The organism is Bacillota bacterium (assembly GCA_033549065.1).
GTDB lineage: Bacteria > Bacillota > Dethiobacteria > DTU022 > DTU022 > JAWSUE01.
In genome coordinates this window covers 61,163-80,863 of sequence record JAWSUE010000006.1, presented here as the reverse complement: position 1 = coordinate 80,863, position 19,701 = coordinate 61,163, and the positions used below count along the sequence as shown (strand labels likewise).

General features: G+C 43.6%; 16 protein-coding genes. 14 read left to right on the top strand and 2 right to left on the bottom strand.

Annotated elements, in window-relative coordinates:
- Positions 1-78: 78 nt before the first annotated feature.
- From rpsO to SCJ97_05420, 5 genes are all read left to right on the top strand, one after another.
- Entirely contained in the window at positions 79-342 is a 264-nt protein-coding gene (gene rpsO / locus SCJ97_05440; protein ID MDW7739486.1) for a 30S ribosomal protein S15, read from the top strand.
- Positions 343-414: 72 nt separating this feature from the next.
- The gene (locus SCJ97_05435; GenBank protein ID MDW7739485.1) at positions 415-2,541 is read left to right on the top strand and encodes a polyribonucleotide nucleotidyltransferase; all 2,127 of its coding nucleotides are present in this window, start codon (positions 415-417) and stop codon (positions 2,539-2,541) included.
- A gap of 27 nt (positions 2,542-2,568) precedes the next feature.
- Complete coding sequence (dut, locus tag SCJ97_05430) at positions 2,569-3,027, top strand: dUTP diphosphatase (protein ID MDW7739484.1); 459 nt, start codon at positions 2,569-2,571, stop codon at positions 3,025-3,027.
- Between the two features lie 21 nt (positions 3,028-3,048).
- Positions 3,049-4,746, top strand: coding sequence for a ribonuclease J (locus SCJ97_05425; protein MDW7739483.1), 1,698 nt, complete (start codon positions 3,049-3,051; stop codon positions 4,744-4,746).
- A 160-nt stretch (positions 4,747-4,906) separates the two neighbouring features.
- Entirely contained in the window at positions 4,907-6,151 is a 1,245-nt protein-coding gene (locus tag SCJ97_05420; GenBank protein ID MDW7739482.1) for a reductive dehalogenase, read from the top strand.
- A 6-nt stretch (positions 6,152-6,157) separates the two neighbouring features.
- Here SCJ97_05420 and SCJ97_05415 read toward each other — a convergent pair whose 3' ends face one another.
- Both SCJ97_05415 and SCJ97_05410 read right to left on the bottom strand, forming a co-directional pair.
- Positions 6,158-7,411, bottom strand: a complete 1,254-nt coding sequence (locus SCJ97_05415) for an FAD-dependent oxidoreductase (GenBank protein ID MDW7739481.1) — start codon at positions 7,409-7,411, stop codon at positions 6,158-6,160.
- A gap of 16 nt (positions 7,412-7,427) precedes the next feature.
- On the bottom strand, positions 7,428-9,140 hold the full coding sequence (locus SCJ97_05410; GenBank protein ID MDW7739480.1) for an FAD-dependent oxidoreductase: 1,713 nt from the start codon (positions 9,138-9,140) through the stop codon (positions 7,428-7,430).
- Between the two features lie 273 nt (positions 9,141-9,413).
- On the opposite strand from SCJ97_05410, the gene fbp reads away from it, so the two are divergent.
- The 9 genes from fbp (at position 9,414) to SCJ97_05365 (ending at position 19,594) form a co-directional block, all read left to right on the top strand.
- Positions 9,414-10,508, top strand: coding sequence for a fructose-1,6-bisphosphate aldolase/phosphatase (fbp, locus tag SCJ97_05405; GenBank protein ID MDW7739479.1), 1,095 nt, complete (start codon positions 9,414-9,416; stop codon positions 10,506-10,508).
- 97 nt (positions 10,509-10,605) lie between these two features.
- The gene (locus tag SCJ97_05400; GenBank protein MDW7739478.1) at positions 10,606-11,490 is read left to right on the top strand and encodes a diacylglycerol kinase family lipid kinase; all 885 of its coding nucleotides are present in this window, start codon (positions 10,606-10,608) and stop codon (positions 11,488-11,490) included.
- Positions 11,490-12,281 carry an undecaprenyl-diphosphate phosphatase gene (locus SCJ97_05395; GenBank protein ID MDW7739477.1) on the top strand — a complete coding sequence of 264 codons (792 nt, stop codon included), beginning with the start codon at positions 11,490-11,492 and terminating at the stop codon, positions 12,279-12,281. The genes SCJ97_05400 and SCJ97_05395 overlap by 1 nt, the downstream gene beginning before the upstream one ends.
- Before the next feature lie 73 nt (positions 12,282-12,354).
- Entirely contained in the window at positions 12,355-14,682 is a 2,328-nt protein-coding gene (locus SCJ97_05390; GenBank protein MDW7739476.1) for a DNA translocase FtsK 4TM domain-containing protein, read from the top strand.
- 8 nt (positions 14,683-14,690) lie between these two features.
- Positions 14,691-16,103 carry a 30S ribosomal protein S12 methylthiotransferase RimO gene (gene rimO / locus SCJ97_05385; GenBank protein ID MDW7739475.1) on the top strand — a complete coding sequence of 471 codons (1,413 nt, stop codon included), beginning with the start codon at positions 14,691-14,693 and terminating at the stop codon, positions 16,101-16,103.
- A 12-nt stretch (positions 16,104-16,115) separates the two neighbouring features.
- On the top strand, positions 16,116-17,366 hold the full coding sequence (locus tag SCJ97_05380; protein ID MDW7739474.1) for a competence/damage-inducible protein A: 1,251 nt from the start codon (positions 16,116-16,118) through the stop codon (positions 17,364-17,366).
- Entirely contained in the window at positions 17,359-17,943 is a 585-nt protein-coding gene (gene thpR, locus SCJ97_05375; GenBank protein MDW7739473.1) for an RNA 2',3'-cyclic phosphodiesterase, read from the top strand. Before SCJ97_05380 ends, thpR begins: the two co-directional genes overlap by 8 nt.
- A 116-nt stretch (positions 17,944-18,059) precedes the next feature.
- Complete coding sequence (gene recA / locus SCJ97_05370; protein ID MDW7739472.1) at positions 18,060-19,106, top strand: recombinase RecA; 1,047 nt, start codon at positions 18,060-18,062, stop codon at positions 19,104-19,106.
- A gap of 8 nt (positions 19,107-19,114) precedes the next feature.
- On the top strand, positions 19,115-19,594 hold the full coding sequence (locus SCJ97_05365) for a regulatory protein RecX (protein ID MDW7739471.1): 480 nt from the start codon (positions 19,115-19,117) through the stop codon (positions 19,592-19,594).
- Positions 19,595-19,701: the final 107 nt, after the last annotated feature.

Here is a 19,701-nt window from a genome sequence, read left to right as displayed (position 1 = left end):
AACCGTATGCGAGGTTAAGCGATTTCCCGACGCTTCAACTTGGCACACGGCGATTAATAAAAGGGAGGTTTTTTTATGTTGGACCATGAACGCAAGCAGGAGATTATTGATCAATTCAAACAGCATGAGGGTGACACCGGATCTCCGGAGGTGCAAATTGCACTTCTCACAGAACGGATCAATTATCTTACCGAGCACCTGAAAATGCACAAAAAAGATTTTCATTCGCAACGAGGATTGCTTAAAATGGTTGGTCGACGGAGGGGATTATTAAATTACCTTCGCGATAAGTCTCCGGAACGTTACCAGGCTGTAGTTCAGAAACTTGGAATCAGGAAGTAACAAAAAAACACGGGGGTTAAGCCCCCGTGTTTCCAGTTGATACAAGTACAGTAGTTGAGAGGAGTTTTTGATATGTATTCATACGAGATGGATATGCATGGCAGAAAATTAACTATGGAGACCGGAAAACTGGCCAAGCAGGCCAGCGGAGCGGTAATACTTCGCTACGGGGATACAGTTGTTCTGGTTACAGCAACTGCATCTGATGAACCACGCGAAGGAGTAGATTTTTTACCGCTAACAGTAGACTATGAAGAAAGGTTATATGCTGTCGGGCGGATACCCGGTGGTTTTATCAAACGTGAAGGACGCCCAACCGAAAGGGCGATACTGGGCTGCAGGTTAACAGACCGTTCGATCCGTCCCTTGTTTCCGAAAGGTTTTCGAAATTCAGTTCATGTGGTTTCAACAATTCTCTCCATGGATCAGGACTGCCCGCCCGAACCACTTTCAATTATAGGAGCATCGGCAGCGCTTTCCATATCAAAAATTCCTTTTGACGGACCGGTTGGTGCAGTAATTGTAGGGCTTATCGACGGGAAACCGGTTATTAACCCGACCCAGGAAGAAACTGAAAAGAGCGATTTGCATTTAATGCTGGCCGGGACAAAAGAAGCGGTTATGATGGTTGAAGCAGGCGCTCAGGAAATAAGCAAAGAAGATGTCCTGAAATGCATCGAAGCAGGACATGAATTTATTAAAGAGCTGGTAGCAGTTCAGGATAAGATGGTTAATGATGCCGGACAGCCCAAAATGGAAGTAATCACCTATGAAGAGCCTCAGGAGATCGCTGGAAAAATAGTGCCGATTATCCGGGAATCGATAGCAAGTGCCCTGAAAATTTCCGATAAGCAGGAAAGGGAAGAGAAATTGGCTGCTGTTAAGCAGGAACTCCTGGTAGAATATCTTGAGCAGTACCCTGAACACGAATCAGATCTGGGTAAAATATTTGAAAATACCCTTAAAGATACTCTACGGAAAATGATCGTGCATGAATCGCTGAGAGCAGACGGCAGAAACCCGCAGGAGATCAGACCGATTACCTGTGAAACAACACTTTTGCCCAGGACACATGGTTCTGCGATCTTTACCAGGGGACAGACTCAGGTGCTCAATATATGTACCTTGTCTGCGCTGCGCGATATGCAGATGCTGGATGGGCTTGGCATTGAAGAGTCTAAACGATTTATTCATCACTATAACTTTCCACCATACAGCGTAGGTGAAACGGGATTCATGCGCGGACCGGGAAGACGCGAAATCGGTCATGGTGCGCTTGCTGAAAGGGCCCTTGAACCGGTTGTGCCCTCTGAAGATGAGTTTCCCTATACGATTCGACTGGTTTCGGAAGTCTTGGAATCCAATGGTTCGACGTCAATGGCCAGTGTCTGCTCCGGATCATTATCGATGATGGACACGGGAGTACCGCTAAAGCGAGCGGTGGCCGGTATTGCCATGGGATTGATTAAGGAAGATGATGATGTTGTAATTCTTTCTGATATTCAGGGTATCGAGGATTTCCTTGGTGATATGGACTTCAAGGTAGCCGGAACAGAAAAAGGAATCACTGCTATACAGATGGATATCAAAATAAAGGGCATTTCGGGAGAAATACTTGAAAAAGCTCTCCAGCAGGCCGACGAAGGGTACAAGTATATTCTCAGTATTATGAATCAAGCCATTGAAGTTCCCAGACCGGAGCTTTCACCGAATGCCCCGAGGATGCTCAAACTCCAGATTGCAGTGGATAAGATCAGGGATGTTATCGGACCTGGTGGCCGGATGATCAATAAGATAATCGCGGAGACAGGTGTTGATATTGATATTGAACCCGACGGTAGAGTATTTATAGCTGCTGTCGATCCAGAAAACGGTAAGAAGGCTCTGCAGATGATCGAAGCCCTGGTGAGAGATGTTGAAGCGGGAGAAATATATACCGGCAGAGTAACCCGGGTTGAAAAGTACGGAGCATTTGTTGAAGTTCTTCCCGGAAAAGAAGGTTTGCTCCACATTTCGCACCTTGATCATCACCGGGTAGATAAAACTGAAGATGTTGTCAAACTTGGCGATGAGATTGAAGTTAAAGTGCTTGATATTGATGAGAAGGGAAGAATAAATTTATCCCGGAAAGCACTTCTGCCGCGCCCTGAAGGAATGGAACGCGAATCAGGAAACAGAAACCGTCCGCGCCGCAATTAACAGGACCGGTCAGGCAAGGAGAATCTTTTGCAGAAAGCAGTCAAATTATTGATTAAAAGGGCTGAAAACGCTCTCGATATACCGCTTCCCTGCTACATGACCGATGGTTCTTCGGGTATGGATCTTTATGCAGCAGTTGAAAACGTATTAACGGTGGAGCCGAATAGAACTGTTTTGGTTCCAACCGGTATTTTTGCTGCTGTTCCCATGGGGTATGAGCTGCAGGTACGTCCCAGAAGTGGGTTGGCGGTTAAAAATAGTATTGGTATATTAAATTCTCCGGGAACCATCGATTCGGATTATCGCGGAGAAATAAAAATAATTATAATTAATTTAGGTGAAGCCCCCTTTAACATAAAGAGGGGAGACCGGATCGCCCAGATAGTTCTATGCCCCGTAATACGGGCAGAGTTGGAAGAAACTGATGAATTACCATCTACAGAACGTAGCGATGGGGGTTTCGGTCATACAGGTATTAGAAACTGATATAAAATTTGGAGGTTTATTTTGTCAAGACGAAAGAAAAAAAACAATGTAGTTCAGTTGATTCCACTGGGTGGAGTCGGTGAAATTGGAAAGAATATGTTCCTCCTGCAGTACGGCAGGGAATGTATCATGATGGATGCTGGATTAAAATTTCCTGATGAGTCAATGCTCGGTGTGGATATTGTAATACAGGATATTTCATATATTCATGAACAAAATCTAAACATCCTGGGTGTAATACTTACTCACGGGCATGAAGACCATATAGGAGCGCTACCATACATCATTGAAGAGATAGATGCTCCCATATATGGAACCAGGTTAACTCTTGGTCTGTTGGAAGCAAAACTGAGAGAACATCCGGTTAAAAAGATAAGTTTTAATGAAATCAATCCGGATCAGGGAATTGTTTTATCGGAAAACTTTAAACTGGAATTTTTCCGGACCAATCACAGCATACCCGATTCTGTCGGGGTTGCTGTCGAAACACCGGCAGGAATCATCGTTTATACAAGTGATTTCAAGTTTGACCAAACTCCCGTAGATGGCAGAGTAACTGAATACTTTAAGCTAGCCGAATTGGGTCGAAAAGGAGTCCTTGCAGCACTAATCGATTCAACAAATGCCGACCGGCCCGGATATACACTTTCCGAGAAGGCAGTCGGTGAAAGCATAAATGAGATATTCCGCCTATCCCAAAGCAGGATTATTTTGGCTACTTTTGCGTCCAACATACACCGGATACAACAGGTTATCGACGCTGCCGTCCGTTATGATCGAAAGGTCTGTATCGTTGGCCGCAGTATAATAAACTCTTTTGAGATATCAACTGAACTTGGTTATTTGAAAGTGCCTGACGGTGTTGTTGTTGATCTCGATAAACTAAAGGAGATTCCTCCTGAAAAAATGGCTTTGATCACAACCGGGAGTCAGGGTGAGCCTATGTCAGCCCTGACCAGGATATCTCAGTCGGAACATCGGCAGGTCGAAATCCAACCGGGTGATACGGTAATCATTGCAGCCAACCCGATTCCTGGAAATGAGAAACTGGTGGCCCGCACGGTCAATAACCTTTTTCAGCTCAAGGCAGATGTTATTTATCGTCCGATATCCGGTGTGCATGTCTCCGGTCACGGCAGTGAAGAAGAGATCAAACTCATGCTTAATTTACTGCGACCTGAATATGTAATACCGGTTCACGGTGAATACAGACAGCAAGTCTACTGTACAAAAATCAGCCAGAAACTGGGGATATCCGAAGAAAATGTTTTTCTAGCCAAGCCCGGCAATGTGATGGAATTTACCGAAGGAAAGGGTCGCCTGGCCGGGTCTGTAACCTCTGGAAGGGTTTTGGTAGATGGTTTCGGTGTCGGTGATGTTGGTGAGGTTGTAATCCGTGATCGGCAGATGCTGGCTGAAGACGGAATTGTGATCGTTGTGATGGCTTTAGATCCGGTACAGAAAAAAATTCTTGCCGGACCGGAAATTATTACACGCGGTTTTGTTTATGTTCGGGAATCTGAAGACCTGTTGGATGGTGCGAAGGCCAAACTATCAGTTACAATCGACAAATTAAATAAAAACGATCTCCCGGAATGGAATAAAATTAAATCAAAAGTAAGGGATGCAGCATCGTCATATTTCTATGAAAATACCGGGCGGCGTCCGATGATTATGCCAATCATTATCGATATTTCACCGAACGGTGAAAAAAAGTAAAGATAAATTAATAAAATAACGGCTGCAGCGATTCTGCAGCCGTTATTTTATTTTAAGCCAGGAAACTTTTTAGACAAAAACGGGATTGACTGGCGTCTTATTCAGGTATACAGTAAACCTATTACCATGGGGGATTTACTGCTCAGAAGGAGAGATTTCTGTGAACAAAGCTTATAAAGGTATTTATGGTATTAGGGAAGTTGAGAGCACCGCAGCTGAATTGCATAAAGCAACTGAAGAATTTTCGCGATTCAATCAAAAATATAATATGATCTGGCAGCCGGAATGGAACGAAAAATATGCGAAATCCAGCGTTAACCAGATGCTGGTTAACCGCACCAAAAGAGTACAGGCTGGCGAAGAAGGTTATTCCCTGCTTGACTGGGCTTTCCTTGGTGGCGCTGAAGGGACTTTCAGGGGAAGCGACTTTCCGATAAATGTTTTAAATCAGCGGGGAAACAGCTGGCGTCCGCTGGGCCTTGGATTACCGGAAGGGATAGATCGCTGGAAGGCAGAAAATAATTATGCTGCCAGTATTGTTAAGCGTGTAGCCCTGGAATTTGGAGCGGATGTGGTTGGTATCTGCCGTTTGGACAGGCGTTGGGTATACTCCAAGCACTATGATCCAGAAACAAAGCTGAATCATCCGATTGTCTTTTCGGATGAGAACCCTGAATACGCTGATATTAAAAGCCCCAGGGTTCTCGAAAATAAAGTGGCGGTAATTCCTGAAAGTATTCAATACTCTGTAGTAATACTGCAGGAAATGGATTATGACGGTATACGAACAGCCCCTACATCAACCCAGATGGGCACTACCCATTTGCTTTATTCTAAAATTGCATACACTGCAATGAATACAGCTGAGTTTATCCGCAGCCTCGGTTACAACGCCATTCCCAGCGCAAATTGTACAGCTCTTAATGTTCCGCTGGCCATTGATGCAGGGCTTGGGGAACTGGGACGGCACGCCAAATTGATCAATCCTTACCTGGGTACAAGATGCCGGATTTCAAAAGTCTTGACAGACTTGCCGTTGACTGTTGACAGGCCGATTAAATTTGGGATTGAAAGGTTTTGCGCTGACTGTAAGGCCTGTGCGAGAGCATGTCCGGTAAAAGCAATTACTTTTGGTGATATGGAATACGAGCAGGCTGGGGATTTCAGTCATCGCGGTCTTCTACAGTACCCGCTCAAACATGATGTTTGCCGTGCTTTCTGGGCATTCAAAGGGACCAACTGCGGGATCTGCCTCGCTAAATGCCCCTATAACCGACCTACCGGAACTAAACAACGTTTTCTTACATCGCTGGCGGCGATAACACCTATCTTCAACCGATGGCTGGCCAGGAAAGTGCCTCCGGACTTAAAACCGTCCGAATTCTGGCATAAGATGGCGAATTGATCTTGATCATTCAACCGAAACAGTAATTTGATCATTTCTTTGAATGCTGTTAATAAAATCAAGAGGTATCTTTACCTTAATCATTTCAGAAGGGCGCACGATGCGCTCTTTTTTTTCGAAAATAAACTGTTCCCGACAGGACAAACGAATCTTCACATTTTCTGCCGGTTCTTTAACTCGCAGGAATATTTCTAATGTCTGCTCAAGCGGTAAAGAAAGGTATTGTGGAATTACATGTGCTACATTGAAGCCGGGTAATAACCGGGCACTTCCTTTTTTTAATTTTTTCTTTATATAGTCAGCCGCTCCCAAACCGGCTTTGTCGGCAGAACCGGTAACATAATCTACCAGATCGTAAACATGGACAACATTGCCACCGGCATAAATGCCTGGTACACTGGTAGCCATATGTTGGTCAACAAAGGGGCCTCCCGTAAGGGGGTCAAGTTCTACACCTGCTTCCCTGGATAGCTCGTTTTCTGGAATTAAACCAACGGATAGAACTAAAGTATCGCATTCCACATCAAATTCTTTATCCGACAATGGATTTAGATTCTGATCAACAGGAGCGATTGTGACACCTTCAATTCTTTTTTTGCCGTGAATAAAAGTGACGGTATGAGAGAGGTGAAGGGGTATGTTGTAATCATAGAGGCATTGGACAATGTTACGGGTTAATCCTCCGGGACGTGGTGCTATTTCAAACACACCCCTTACCTCTGCACCTTCCAGGGTCAGTCGCCTGGCCATGATCATCCCGATATCTCCCGAGCCAAGAACAACAACCTTTTCGCCGGGAAGCATTCCTTCAATATTGATTAGTCTCTGGACTGTGCCTGCAGTAAAAATTCCGGCTGGTCGGAAACCGGGAATAACAGTCTGAAAACGGCTGCGCTCCCGGCAGCCCATAGCGAGGATTACTGCAGAAGGCTTGATGTCAAGTAGACCTGATTGGTTAACAGCAATGATTCGGCGGTTTTTTTTGAGGCTGAGTACTGCGGTATTACTGACTATTTCGATTTCAGGTTTCTTGATAACCTCATCAATATAGTGTGCCGCATATTCAGGTCCGGTCAGGCTTCTACCTAAACCAAGCGTCCCGAAACCATCATGAACGCACTGGTTTAAAATTCCACCCAGTTCGCGATCACGTTCTATAAGCAGGATCCGGTTGCAACCGGCATTGACAGCAGATAAGGCAGCTGCAAGTCCGGCCGGACCTCCACCGATTACAGCAATATAATCCCGAGAGTTGTTCATCTATTAACTCCTTTTGTCAATCAGGCTTTAATTTGGTGGGGCGCAGAAGCAATTCAGAGCCGGGTCCATCTTTGGAGATATCTTCAAGAGGGAGATGAAGTTCCCTGGCAAGTAAAAGTAAAAGACGCGGAGTACAGAACCCTCCCTGGCAACGACCCATCCCGATCCGGGTTCTACGCTTGATGGCATCAAGTGTCAGGGCAGGAACGGGACGGTGAATGGAGTCAAGCACTTCACCTTCGGTGACCTGCTCGCAACGGCAGACCAGTTGGCCGTAGAGCGGATTTCTTGTAATTAATTCCTTTTTCTTTCTTAAGGGGAGAGATTTGAACCGTAATTGACCTTTTCGTACGGGGTTAAACGACTTATTTTCAATAAGTTCAAATCCTTCCGCGGCAACCAGTTCCAGAACCATCTCAGCAATGGCGGGAGCAGCAGCGAGCCCCGGAGATTGTATGCCGGCAACATTGATTAATCCTTTCATCGAAGCTGATGGCTTAATATGAAATTCTTCCGTATATGTTGCAGCGCGGACTCCTGCAAAGAAGGAGATAATACTTTTTTGGGGGTTGAAGCCCGGTATTACTGAATTGAATTTGTCAATTATACGGTTAATTCCTTCCAAAGTTACTGAGGTATCTTCACGATCGGCTGTTTCTATCGCTGTAGGCCCCCATTCTGGGTTGCCATCGGTTGTGACCATTGAGCCGCCCCCCTTGGTATAAGGGTCCTGACCAATGGCAAGAATTCCGGTAGGGATTTTTGCGTGGTTTTCGAAATCAACCTGATCAAAAAGTATAAGTTCACCTTTTCTGGGATGGATGGTGAATTCGCGCTTTCCAGCCATTTCAGCTACTTTGTCGGCATAGATGCCGGCTGCATTAATACAGAGCCGGGTTGTAAAGCTTCCCCTGTTGGTTACAACCCTGGTTAATTTACCTCTTTCAGCTTTCAAGCCGGTTACTTCTGTATTTAAGAAAAGTTTAACTCCATTTTCTACAGCATTTTCTGCATAGGCTATTGTAAGCTTGTAAGGTGAGGTCATGGCGGTGGAGGGTGCAGTAAAAGCGCCTTTTAGATCGGGAGTAAGAGATGGTTCCAGGTTAAGAGCTTCTTCACGACTCAATATTTCGATCGGTATGTCCAGCGCATCTCCCCGGGCTTTTACCAGATCAAGCAAAAATAGTTCTTCTTCTTTCATGATCAGGGTAATCAGGCTGCTGCGGTAAAAAGGCACGGCAAGTTCTCGACATAAATTTTCATAAAGCATATTCCCGCGTATATTCAATTTGCTTCTCAAGGTGTCAGGCTCCTGGATGATACCGGAATGAACCATACCATTATTCGCCTTGCTTGCTCCACAACAGACATCTGATTCTTTTTCTACAAGTACAATATCTAAGCTAAATTTTGAAAGCTCACGGGCAATAGCAGAACCGATTACTCCTGCGCCGATAACCACTACATCGGCATGGCCGATCAGTCGGTCCTCTCCGGCAGTTCTAATGAACAACTCCGGTACAGTGTCCGCTGCCATAAGATCATTTACAACTGCCGTAACACTTCTTAATGATCCGGCCAGGTGACCGGCCATTACCGCCTGGTCCCAGCGATCAACATTGCCCTCGAGAAAAACAGTACCCTTTGACTCGGAAATCTTCAAATTAAAAGAATCCAGTTTGTTATCGGAAAATAGTTCATGGATTATTTCGACAGTGCTTTTAGTCATGGAAAGCTACACATCCCGGATATATATGCTGCACAAAATTTCGATAAAATAAAGTTAATTCCTTTTTTCTGAACAACCAAATAAAAAAATATTATAGTCAGTTAAATCAAAAACAGAAATATATCGACTGACTGGAAATTATAATTTATATATATCACGAAGTTTGCGAATAGATTATATATGCAGGAACTTACCGGTAAGCGGTCGAAAATATACTTTAATAACAGTGGATCCCGAGTACTATCAACCGTGTTAATCAAAGGAGGGAATAAATTGAAAACGACTTTGAGCGTGATAAAGGCGGATGTGGGAAGCATAGCCGGCCATATACGACCAAGCTCAGCCCTGATAACCACAGTCCGGGAATGTGTTGCAAAAAAACTGGGAGAATTAATCACAGATTTTTTTGTAGGAAGCACGGGAGATGACGTGGCCATATTATTTGCTCACCAGAACGGATCTGGCTGCAGGGAATTACACCAGCTGGCCTGGGATGCATTCATCTGCGGAACCGAAACGGCAAAGGATCAAGGATTATATGGGGCAGGTCAAGACCTGCTGGCTGATGCTTTTTCCGGCAATGTTAAAGGGCTCGGCCCGGCTGTTGCTGAAATGGAGTTTGAAGAACGCAGAGCGGAACCTTTTTTGCTTTTTACAGCAGATAAAACCGATCCGGGCGCTTACAATCTTCCACTCTTCCTCAGTTTCGGTGATCCCATGCACTGCAGTGGTTTAATATTATCTCCGAAAATCAGTGAGGGTTTTAAATTTACGGTTATGGATGTTGAATATACTGAAAAAGACAAGGTTATAGAATTAATGACTCCCGAAGATACATATAACCTGGCCGCCTTACTGAGGGATAATGAAAGATTTGTGATTTCATCTATTCATTCACGGGCAACGGGTGAACAAGCGACTGCAGCCAGCACAACAAGGCTTCATAATATTGCCGGAAAATATACCGGAAAAGACGATCCAGTTTTACTGGTCAGGTGCCAGGGTGATTTTCCTGCTACCGGAGAGATTCTTTCACCATACAGCATCGGGCATTATGTCGCAGGATTCATGCGTGGTAGTCATATCGGACCGATGATGCCTGTAAAAATGGGCAGCAGTATTTCATATTTTGACGGACCTCCGGTTGTCAGTGCACTTGGTTTTTGCGTTCATGAAGGCAAATTAACCGAACCAGTTGATTGTTTTGATCATCCATATTGGGATTTTATCAGGGATAAAGTATCCCGGAAAGCTTTGGAAATAAGAGAACAGGGTTTTTCAGGACCGGCCATGCTGCATTACTCTGAACTTGAATATGGCGGTATAGTTGAAACAATGAAAAATCTTGAAAAACGTTTCTCCTGCTGATGAACTAACGAAAGGGGAATTTTCGTATGCAGGGCTGTCCAGGTCGGGCAGCCCTGCCTGTTGAAAGCCATCAAACAATGGAACAAGGTGACGAAAAATGAATAGCTACAAATTTATAGTTAACCCGATTGCCGGAGGCGGACGGGCAAGATCTTTAATGCCGAAGATCGAAGAAATATTTAAGAAATCGGGCGTTGATTTTGAAATCTACTATACAAAAGGACCCAGAGATGCCATAGAGGCAGCCAGAACTGCAGCGGAAAAGGGATTTAATATAGTTGTTGCCGCCGGTGGAGACGGAACAGTTAACGAGGTACTGAATGGAATAGCTGAAACAGATTCTATTTTAGCCGCAATTCGAGGTGGCAAGGGTAACGATTTTGCCATCGCCGTGAATATGCCCAAAGATATTGATCAGGCCTGTGAAGCATTGCTTAAAGCTGATATCAAATCGATAGACCTGGGAAGAGTATTAGACAGGTATTTTATAAATTCCGTTGGCGTTGGTTTTGATGCCGCGGTTGCCCTGAGGGCTAATCAGGGCGTCAAACCACTTACCGGAGTATCTGCCTACATTTATACTTTTTTTCTCATGTTATTTTCTTACAGGACAATCCGGATGGAAATTGATATGGGTTCGGAAGTACTGAGTATGTCTCCCATGCTGGTTGCGGTGGGAATCGGTCAGAATTATGGAGGTGGGATGAGGATAGTTCCAGATGCTATTCAGGATGATGGTTTATTTGATGTTTGTATCCTGGATGATATGAACCGTTTCACGCTTGGATATCATTTTCCCAAAGTATTCAGCGGTAATCATGTTAAAATGAAACAGGTCCGGATGTACAGGGTTAAAGAGATCACACTTGATATCAACGAATCCCTGCCACTGCATATGGAAGGGGAAATACTCTTTGGAAAACACATGCATTTTACACTGGAACAGAAAAAAATGAAAGTGCTTACCGGAGGAAATCAGTGATGCAGATATGGGAAGCGGCCCTGCTTGGGTTAATACAGGGTTTAACTGAATTTTTACCGGTAAGCAGTTCCGGACACCTGGTCCTTTTCCAGGAGCTGCTCGGTCTTAAAGAACCGGGTGTAACCCTGGAAGTCATCCTCCATTTCGGTACGCTTTTATCGGTTTTCTGGGTATTCAGGCACGATTTCTTAAATTTATTAAAATTCAGGCAGGACAAAAGCCAGGCTAAATTAATGCTTCTTTTAATAATCGGTATCATACCGACCGGTTTGATCGGATTGATCATTAACCGTTACACAGACATACTGTTTCAATCAATTTTACTGGTTGGGATAATGCTTATCGTTACGGGAATAATCCTGAAAATATTAACTTTTTTACCCGCCGGAAGAAATAGTGTCAAAGGTATGCAGTTCAAAGATGCTTTGTGGATAGGAATTTTTCAGGGCTTCGCAGTTATTCCGGGTATATCCAGATCGGGTTCGACAATTATGGCTGCAATCTGGCGTGGACTGGATAGGGACACAGCCGTCCGTTACTCCTTTATGCTTGCTGCTCCGGCAATTCTGGGTGCTACATTACTGGAGATGAGAGAACTGTTGGTAACCGGTATTGAAAGCGTACAGATTTTACATTACAGTATAGGTGGGTTGATTTCCTTTTTATCAGGAGTAGCGGCAATTAAGATATTTATCAACCTGCTGGCGAGACATAAATTTCAATATTTTGCCTACTACTGCTGGATTATTGGTTTGATTGTGATCACCGTTGCAATGTTCGGCAGGAATTGAGAATAAGGTGGTTTATTTCTTTACAAAGACGAACAGGTGTTTTATACTATAGAAAATAAGGTGGTCTTTAAGATTGGCTAAAAAAGGGAGAAAAAAAAAGAAAAAACTGAATAAGGAAATGCGCACGCAGATCAAGGGAGTTTTGCTTCTGGCGCTGGCAGCATTTACTTATGTTGGACTGATAAACACTGCGCAAACCGGCGGAGTAGGGTTGTTCATGAACAGCGCATTACGAACGATTGCCGGCAATGCTGCTGTAATCATTCCTTTTTTTATAGCTGTCCTAGGATTAAGAATGCTTTTACCAGCAGAAAAGCATAACCTTAAAACAAGAATGATCGGAATCCTTGCCCTATTTGTGCTCTATACAGCCTGGGTTCATCTCGATCTGATCGCAACACAAATACCGAATATCAGTGGCAGTGACTGGATCAGGCAGAGTTTCAGATACGGCTTCAGCGGAGAAGGCGGGGGAGTAACCGGTGCTGCAGTTGCTGTATCACTTCGCTATTTACTCGGTATTACCGGTGGAAGGATTTTACTGATAGCTTTGGCAGTTATTTCTGGACTGGTTATCCTTAATATTTCAATCAAACGATTATTAAAAGGACTTATAAATGCAACAGACAAGATATATATGGTAATAAAGTCTATTATTACCAGTCTGCTGAGGGGTATGAGAAAACTATTACGTGGTTCAAAGAGTAGGAGGGAGAAGGCTGCTCTGCAGAAAAGAGCAGCTTTGAATGAACAAGCCGGAAATGCTCTGATCCAGGGGGGCAGTGAAGCAAATGGAGCCGTGCGGGCAGATAGCGCTGAAACTGCGGCAAATGCCAGGATGGAACAGATCACAGTCAGTGGTTACCAGAGCGAACGTCAGCTGGAGATGGCCAGGCATACAGAACAGGTTGGAGAAAAGGAAGATTTACCGGAAAAGGTTGTCCGTTCCGGAAAGTTAAAAACTGATTACAAGTTTCCTCCAATTGACCTTCTGTCGCTACCCACTGTAAATGGAGAAAAGCATTACCTGAAAAGCAGCAAAGATAGAGCCAGGCTGCTTGAAAATACACTGCTAAGCTTTGGTGTCAGAGCCAAAGTGATCCATGTTCAATCAGGGCCGACGGTAACCAGGTTTGAGGTTCAGCCGGAAGCAGGGGTAAAGGTAAGTAAAATAATCAGCCTTTCCGATGATCTGGCATTAAATCTGGCTGCACCACTGGTTAGAATTGAAGCTCCAATACCGGGCAAGGCAGCGCTGGGCATCGAAGTGCCAAACAAGGTTATTTCACTGGTATATGCCCGGGAAGTCATAGAGGAAAGCGCTTTTAAGGCCAGCCCTTCACCATTGACAATCGGTTTAGGAAAAGATATAACCGGGATTCCGGTAATATCCGACCTGACAAAAATGCCTCACCTCTTAATTGCCGGTTCAACTGGAGCGGGGAAAAGTGTCTGCCTGAATACATTGATTATGAGTATACTTTATAAAGCAGGGCCGGATCATGTCCGCTTCATGATGATCGATCCCAAAGTTGTCGAGTTAAGTGTTTACAATGGCATACCACATCTTCTAATGCCGGTTTTAACGGACCCAAGAAAGGCTTCTCTTGCTCTAAGAAACATGGTCAGAGAAATGGGGAGACGCTACGATCTATTTGCCAAGCTGGGAGTCAGGGATATCGGGGCTTATAATGAGCTTTCGGCCGAAGAAGAAGATCTGGAACAGCTGCCCTTTATTGTTGTAATAATTGATGAACTGGCTGACCTGATGCTTGTTTCACCGGGAGAGGTTGAGGATGCTATAGCACGACTGGCCCAGATGTCCAGAGCATCCGGGATACATTTGGTTGTGGCCACACAAAGGCCTTCAGTTGATGTTTTAACCGGTATTATCAAGGCAAATATAACTTCCAGAATCGCCTTTACTGTTTCTTCACAGTTTGATTCCAGAACAATTTTGGATATGGCTGGTGCTGAAAAATTGTTAGGACGCGGAGACATGTTGTTCTATCCGGTAGGTGCAGTTAAACCTTTCAGGGTTCAGGGTGCATATGTAAGTGAAGCTGAGGTTAAAAGAATTACAGATTTTATCAAGGAGCAGGGATTAGTCGATTACGAGGAAGGCAGTGCATTTATGGAACCTGCAGAAGAAACTGAAGATGATGAAATGGATGCATTGTTTGCAGAAGCGGTAGATCTGGTTGTCCGCACGGGGCAGGCTTCGATTTCTCTTCTTCAGAGAAGATTCAGGATTGGATATACAAGAGCAGCCCGATTAATTGATGATCTCGAACGAAGAGGAGTTGTCGGTCCCTTTGAAGGTAGTAAGCCAAGAGAGGTACTGATAACTCAGGATCAGGCGTCAATAATATGCGAGGATTTTAAGAATAAAAACGAATAGAGGGAATAATGGACCTCAGGGAAAAAGCAGATCAAATAATAACGAAAAATAGCCGACTAAAAAAACGTAAAATTCGAAAATTAGCTGCACTATCACTCGGTTGCACAAAGAACAGGATAGATACTGAAGAGATACTGGGACATCTTTCCGGAAAAGGTTATATACTTACTGATGACAGGCAGTCAGCAGATATAATTATTATCAACACCTGCAGTTTTATTGAAGATGCACAGCAAGAGTCTGTTAATACGCTGATTGGCATAGCAGAAGAAGTGAAAAATGAAAAAAATCCAATCGTTATAGCAGCCGGTTGTCTGGTTGAAATATTCGGAATTGATATATTAAAAAAAATACCGGAAATCGATGGGGCAATCGGGGTTCACAGCTATTCAAAGCTTGATTTATTGATCAGGATGATCGAAGCAGGTATTCGGACAGCCGTGAAATTGAAGCCTGCTAATTCATATTGTTCCTTTGCCCCCCGAGCATTGACTACACCTGTTCACAGTGCCTTTGTAAAAATCTCAGAGGGGTGCAGCAACTACTGTAATTACTGCCTTATTCCAACTATCCGGGGTCCTCAGCGTAGCAAATCAGCTTCAGAAATTGTCGAGGAGATAAAAAACTTATTAAGTTTTGGATCACGCGAGATTAATCTAATTGCCCAGGACACGACAGCATATGCCAGCGAAGGTCTGGATCTACCAGGTTTAGTTAAGAAGATAATGGATATTGATCAAGAATTCTGGCTGCGTATAATGTATGCATATCCTTCAAGAATTGATCATAAACTGATTGAACTTATAGCATCTGAAAAGAGAATATGTCGATATATTGATTTACCCATTCAACATGCGTCCAGCAAGGTATTGAAACTTATGGGGCGCTCTTACGATCGGGAAACTCTCTGTAAGCTGATTAACCGGCTGAAGGAGAAAATACCCGGGATATCACTTAGAACTACCTGTATGGTCGGCTTTCCCGGCGAGAATCTCCGGGATTTCAGGGAACTGCTTTCTTTTTTGGAACTTTACCCATTCAACAATCTGGGCGCTTTTACCTATTCTGTGCAAAAAGGCACTACCGCCTATGAAATGACCGGCCAGGTTCCCTTACGCGTGTCGAAAAAAAGATTGGAGCGCCTGATGGCAAAACAACAAGATATATCATTTAAAATCAATCAAAATCAGATAGGTAAAAAAATGACAATCCTGGTTGACAGACCTTTAACCGGTAATAAAGACTGGTATGCAGGTAGGACTGAAATGCAGGCTCCGGAAGTTGACGGAATAACATATTTTCGATACCAGGGAAAACTTGAAGCGGGGACATGGATCCGGGCTGAAATAGCCGCAGCTTCATCTTATAATTTGCTTGCTGTTAATCCAATGATCATTGATAGCCCTTTCCTTGATGTTTAGAGGTGAATGAGAATGAGAGCAGATATAATTTGTGTAGGCAATGAAATTTTGACCGGACTTATAGAAAACACCAATGCAGGGTTTTTATCACGTCGTTTGTGGTCAATCGGTATTTCAGTCCGCGAAAGCTGTGTTGTAGCTGATAATATGGAAGCGATCAGCAGTGCCCTGAAGAGAGCACTTGAATCCAGTGAAGTAATAGTAATTACCGGTGGACTGGGGCCAACCGATGATGATCTGACCAGAGAGGCTGTCGCGGAAACACTTAAATTGAGTATGCATCTGGATAAAAAATGGCTAGCAAGGTTGGAAAAATTCTTTCAGGATCGTAAGTTTAAAATGACGGAAAATAATCGTAAACAGGCGATGGTTCTCGATGGTAGCAGGCTGCTTGAAAATTCGAGAGGGACTGCTCCCGGATTACTTCTGGAATACGATAATGGAAAGATGATCGTGTTACTTCCCGGTCCTCCAACAGAGCTTCAGATCATGTTCGATCATTATGTAATACCGGAACTTGTAAAACGTAATTGCGGAAATGTGGAAAAAGTAAAAACACTTAAATGCGCCGGTATAGGCGAATCAATGCTGGAGGAAATAATTAAGGCTGCCGGATCAGAAAAGCTTTCAGACATATCATATGTAGCCAGGGGGTATGAGGTTAATCTTCAGATTAAAGGAAAAGGGCTTCCTGAAATTGCAAATGTTTCGATAGCGGAGGTTGAATCTCAGTTAAGAGAGGTGCTTGGCAATTACATTTATGGTTGCGATGATGATACTCTGGTTGGGACGGTTGCAAAATTATTAACTGATCAAAATATGACTGTTTCTACCGCAGAATCATGCAGCGGAGGACTACTTGCTGATATGTTGACTGATATTCCCGGCAGTTCAAAATACTTCAAAGGCGGCCTGGTTGTATATTCAGCAGAAGCAAAAATAAATCTACTTGGCCTTGATCGTACAGACCTGGAAATTAACGGTGAAGTCAGTGAGCAAACCGCCTATAAGATGGCGTCAGCGGTAAGAAATAAATTTAATACAGACTTTGGCATCGGTATTACAGGGTTGGCCGGCCCGGAGAGCGATTCAACAAATAAACCGGTGGGCCTGGTTTATGTGGCTATTGATTCACCTGGCGGTTGCAGTTGCCAAGAGTTGAATCTTCCTGGTGCAAGAAGGGGAATCAAGGAGAGGGCTGTCCAATTATCGATAGATTTATTGCGGAGAAGTTTGCTCAGGGAAGTGAATATAAATGAATAGTCCGGGGAATGGAGTGCTTCGATTATTTATTGCTGTTGATTTATCGGATAAGCAGAAACACGAAGTGCTCAATATGCAGCACAGGGCTTCAGAATACCTGGAAGGAATCAAATGGGTAAAACCGGAAGGGATGCACCTGACGTTAAAGTTTATAGGTGAAACTGAAGAACACAAGATAACAGAGATTAAAAGCGCTATGGACAAGGCATTCATGAATTATGAGCCTATTGAGACTGTATTTGGAGGCTGTGGAGTTTTTCCGAATTTATCGAGGGCGAGGATCTTTTGGGTGGATGTAAGCAGAGGAAAGGAAGCTTTAAACAGGCTGGCCTCCAGTATCGATTCAGAGTTAATCCTGTATGGTTTTGAACCGGAAAAAAGAGATTACCGACCGCATCTGACTATCGGAAGGGCAAGATATCCCCTGCCAGATAAATTGGTAAAAATATTTCTGGAGCAGGAAGAATATTTTGAATCTCCGCCAAATAATATTTGTGAGGTTATTTTGTATCAAAGCAGATTAACTAAGCATGGTGCGGTATATAACAGGTTATATTCAAGCCAACTGGGCGAATAATTAAATTTCTCTTTAATATGAAACAATGATTATGTATCTTGTAAATAAGGGCAGGAAATAGCGAATTTTGAAAGAAATTATCAGTAAAAGAACCCTTATAAAGGAGGTAAAATCATTTGGAAAAGGAAAAAGCACTGGAAGCAGCCCTGGTTCAGATTGAAAAGCAGTTTGGCAAGGGTTCGGTTATGAAACTTGGGCAGGATGCGAGACAGGATATTGGAATAATTCCAACCGGAAGCCTATCACTGGATGTTGCCCTTGGAGTAGGAGGTATGCCCAGAGGTAGGGTGATCGAGATATTTGGACCGGAATCATCAGGAAAAACTACTGTAGCGCTCCATGTAATTGCCGAAGCTCAGAAATTGGGCGGATATGCTGCATTTATCGATGCCGAACATGCACTGGACCCCCAATATGCGACAAATCTCGGTGTAAATCTGGATGAATTACTTGTATCACAGCCTGATACAGGAGAGCAAGCCCTTGAAATTGCGGAAGCTCTTGTGCGCAGTGGAGCAATTGACATCCTGGTTATTGACTCGGTTGCGGCATTGGTGCCGAGAGCAGAAATAGAAGGGGAAATGGGTGATGCGCATGTGGGGCTGCAGGCAAGATTGATGTCGCAGGCACTGCGTAAGCTTTCCGGCGTAATCAGCAAATCGAGAACCTGTGCAGTATTTATCAATCAGATCAGAGAAAAAGTAGGGGTAATGTTCGGTAACCCGGAAGTTACACCCGGAGGTAGGGCATTAAAGTTTTATTCATCAGTCCGTCTGGATGTCAGGAGGATAGAATCTTTAAAGATCGGCTCTGATCAGATAATTGGCAACAGAACACGGGTTAAAGTGGTAAAGAATAAGGTTGCCCCGCCGTTTAAAATAGCCGAATTCGATATACTCTATGGCACGGGAATTTCTGCAGAAGGCTCTATTATAGATCTCGGTCTTGAACATAATGTAATTACTAAAAGCGGTGCGTGGTATTCATACGGCGAAGAAAGACTGGGTCAGGGGAAAGAAAATGTCAGGGATTACCTGAAAGAGAATACATCAATTAGGAAAGAAATAGAGCAGAAAGTCAGGGAACTTGCCGGATTGCCGGTTACTATTGCTGAAAGTAATGGAAAAGATAATAATGACGTAAAACAACCTGATAAGGATTAATACCGGAGTTGACTGCATTGGAAGATCAGGTAATATTTAAAAAGGCTCTTAACCAGGTTTTACGGTATCTTACATATCGAGCACGAAGCAGAAAAGAAGTTGTAGACTACCTGAAGAAAAAAGGTTATTCTGCTGTCCTGATTGAGAAAACTGTTAAAAAGATAGAAGAATTCGGATATATTGATGATGATAAATTTACCAGGGAATTTATAAATTACCGAAAATCAAAAGGACAGGGAATTAATCGCGTTCGATATGAATTAAAACAAAAAGGCATTGACAGATATCTGTTAGAGGAAAAAATTGAAGAGATGTTTGATTACGAAGAAGACCTGGCAAGAGCAAAAGAGCTTCTTGATAGAAGAAGAAATACAACCGGTAGAGAAGAAGATCGGGAAAGCAGTTTCAGTAAAGAAGTATCTTTTTTGAAGAGGCGTGGATTTCAGGATGGAGTTATTCTTGACGCAGTAAAGTATAAAAATTATTAGCAGTAATCTTTCCTTGACATAAAATTATGTAAAGGCTAAAATTGTAAATGTAGAATTAATTCTTGAACGGTAGTTCAGTTCATGACTGATAAGAGAAAGCCTGGTGC